The 2340-nt window shown below is 71.2% G+C and carries 2 protein-coding genes and 1 pseudogene; 2 read left to right on the forward strand and 1 reads right to left on the reverse strand.

Translation table 11 applies throughout. From position 1 onward, the window contains the following. Positions 1–250: 250 nt before the first annotated feature. Complete coding sequence (locus tag AB0C29_RS44205) at positions 251–1489, reverse strand: alpha/beta fold hydrolase (protein WP_360833769.1); 1239 nt, start codon at positions 1487–1489, stop codon at positions 251–253. A gap of 105 nt (positions 1490–1594) precedes the next feature. Here AB0C29_RS44205 and AB0C29_RS44210 point away from each other — a divergent pair, with 105 nt between their 5' ends. Together AB0C29_RS44210 and AB0C29_RS44215 are read left to right on the forward strand one after the other, a co-directional pair. Next, on the forward strand, positions 1595–2053 hold the full coding sequence (locus AB0C29_RS44210) for a hypothetical protein (RefSeq protein WP_360833771.1): 459 nt from the start codon (positions 1595–1597) through the stop codon (positions 2051–2053). A gap of 11 nt (positions 2054–2064) precedes the next feature. Continuing rightward, positions 2065–2340 (forward strand): annotated as a pseudogene (locus AB0C29_RS44215) (helix-turn-helix transcriptional regulator); the annotation flags it as partial.

Here is a 2340-nt window from a genome sequence, read left to right on the forward strand (position 1 = left end):
CGCGTCCAGGTCGAGCGACGCGCTCACCGGGCGCCGTCTCGTTGCCGCGGTGCCGACGCCGGCCAGGGCGGCGGAGGCGAGGACGGCCAGGCGGGCCGATCGGGTGCTGTTCATGGGTGCTCCTCAGGTGTGGGATACGACCTGCTGAGCGTCGGCGCCCGGCGTTGGGCGTTCGTTGGGCTTTTGTTGAATCGCGGACGCGCCGGGGGCGGCGCACCGGGTCGGTGGCCGCCCTCGGGGGTCGCGCGGGTCAGCGGTGGGACTTGAGCCAGCCGCGGATCTCGGTGACGACCTGGTGGTCGGGCTCACCGAACGCCGGGACGAACTTCGGGGTGATGTTCATGGTGTGGGCCATGCCCGGGTAGATGACGATCTTGTGGTCCTGGTTGCCGGCCGCGGCGACCGCGGCGTCGGCGACCAGGGCGGCGCGGGCCGGGGTCTGCAGGTCGTTCTCACCGTTGAGCATCAGCGTCGGGCCGGAGAACTTGGGCAGGGCCTGCGCGACGGTCGGGAAGCGGGCGATGTCCTTGATGTAGTCGACCACGGCCTGGTCCAGGCCCGGGACGTTCGGGTAGGCGTCGATGCCGGTGACCTTGCGCAGCACCGCGCCGGCTTCGGCGTCGATGGCCACCTGACCGTCGTGGTCGGTGTCCGTGCCGGCCGCCACCTTGTCCCCGTCGAGCAGGACCGAGCGGAACTGGTCGGCCGCCTCCTTCGGCTGCCCGGTCAGGCCGTTGACCGCCTCGGTGGCCGTCAGCCGGCCGTCGGCGTTCACGTCGAACTCGTCGTGCAGCTGCAGCAGCAGCCGGCCGTAGATCTGCAAGCTCAGCAGCTCCTTGATCTCGAGGCCGACGACGCCCATCTCGATCACGCCGGCCGGCTTCGGGATGCCGAACTTCTTCGGCTCGGCGGCCAGGTTGGCCGCCACGTTGGTGCCCTCGCTGTGCCCGAGCAGGAAGATCCGCGACGAGTCGATCCGCGGCGAGCGGGCGGCGAAGCGGATCACCGCGGCCGCGTCCCGCTGGATCCGGTCGTACGGGTTCTTCGGGGCCAGCTGGGCCGGGTCGGTGCTCTCCACCGGGCCGATGTCCGTCACGCCCCGCTTGTTGAAGCGCAGCGTCGCGAATCCCTCACGGCTGGCCGCCTGGGCGAGCGGGACGAACGTTGAGCCCTTGCCCTCCGGCAGGGTCTGGTTCATGTCGTTGTGTCCGCTGCCGTGCAGCATCACGACCACCGGCAGCCGGCCCTTGGCGTTGCTCGGGTAGGTGAGCTCACCCTTGGTGACCCAGCCCTGACCGAAATCGATCTGTACGGCCTCCCGGGTCACGCCGCGCCAGCCGGACTGCGTCGTGGCCGGGCCGGCTTGCTGGACATCACCGGCGACCGCGCTCGGTGTCACTGCCGCGTTGGCGACACCCACTCCCCCGGCGAGCACCACCGCGGTGCCGAGAGCGACCGTCACGTTCCGGAACTTCTTCGTCGTTGTCATGCCGGCAACGCTATTTTCCGGCGCCGCCGCCAACGATCCCGACAGCTACCAAGCAGTGGTACCGCTAGCGCTACCGATCATCGGCGCGGCCACTACTCTGCAGGCATGCTGACCGCTGAACGGATGGGTATGTGGCGTGGCCGCTACCAGCTGGTCTCCGACGGCACACCGGTGGCCGTCTGGGACCCGTCGTGGTGGCGCACCGGGGGCGACTTCGAGGTTGAGGGCCGCCGGTACCAGGTGCGCGCCAACGGCTGGGGCACCAAGTACCGGATGGCCGACGACCAGGGCCAGGAGGTCGCCCTGGTCGAGCGGGCCGGCCGTAAGCACTGGACCGTGCAGGCCGGCGGACGCACCTACGAGTTCCGCCGCGAGTCGATGTGGGGCAACCGGCAGGCGTGGCTCGCCGACGGGGTCAAGGTGGGCTCGTTGCGCCGGACGAGCGCCTGGTCGGGCGCCATCGAGGCGGACCTGCCCGGCATGCCGCTGCCGGTGCAGATCTTCGTGCTGGGCGTCCAGATCGCGATCTGGCAGGCGCAACAGTCCTCCGCGGCCAACAGCTGACGGCTCAGCCGATGGTGCAGCAGCGGCTCGCTCAGGTGGTGACGGCAGGCGGCGCCACCGTGGCGTACGCCTCGGTCGGTGCCGGCCGGCCGCTCGTCTACGTGATGGGCTGGCTCACCCACCTGCGGCTGAGCTGGGAGCTGCCGCCCGAGCGGGCGCTCTACGAGGCGTTGGCGCAGGGCGGCCGGCTCGTCCGCTACGACCGCGCCGGGTCCGGGCTGTCACCGGCTGCCAGCCGTCCGGCGTCGCTGGCGTTCGAGCTGGAGCAGCTGGCCGCCGTGGCTTCG

The organism is Actinoplanes sp. NPDC048791, assembly GCF_040650095.1.
Lineage (GTDB): Bacteria > Actinomycetota > Actinomycetes > Mycobacteriales > Micromonosporaceae > Actinoplanes.

Bases quoted from the DNA above. Each gene is read 5' to 3' on its own strand.
- AB0C29_RS44205 (WP_360833769.1), bottom strand. From the start codon at position 1,489: ATGACAACGACGAAGAAGTTCCGGAACGTGACGGTCGCTCTCGGCACC.
- AB0C29_RS44210 (WP_360833771.1), top strand. From the start codon at position 1,595: ATGCTGACCGCTGAACGGATGGGTATGTGGCGTGGCCGCTACCAGCTG.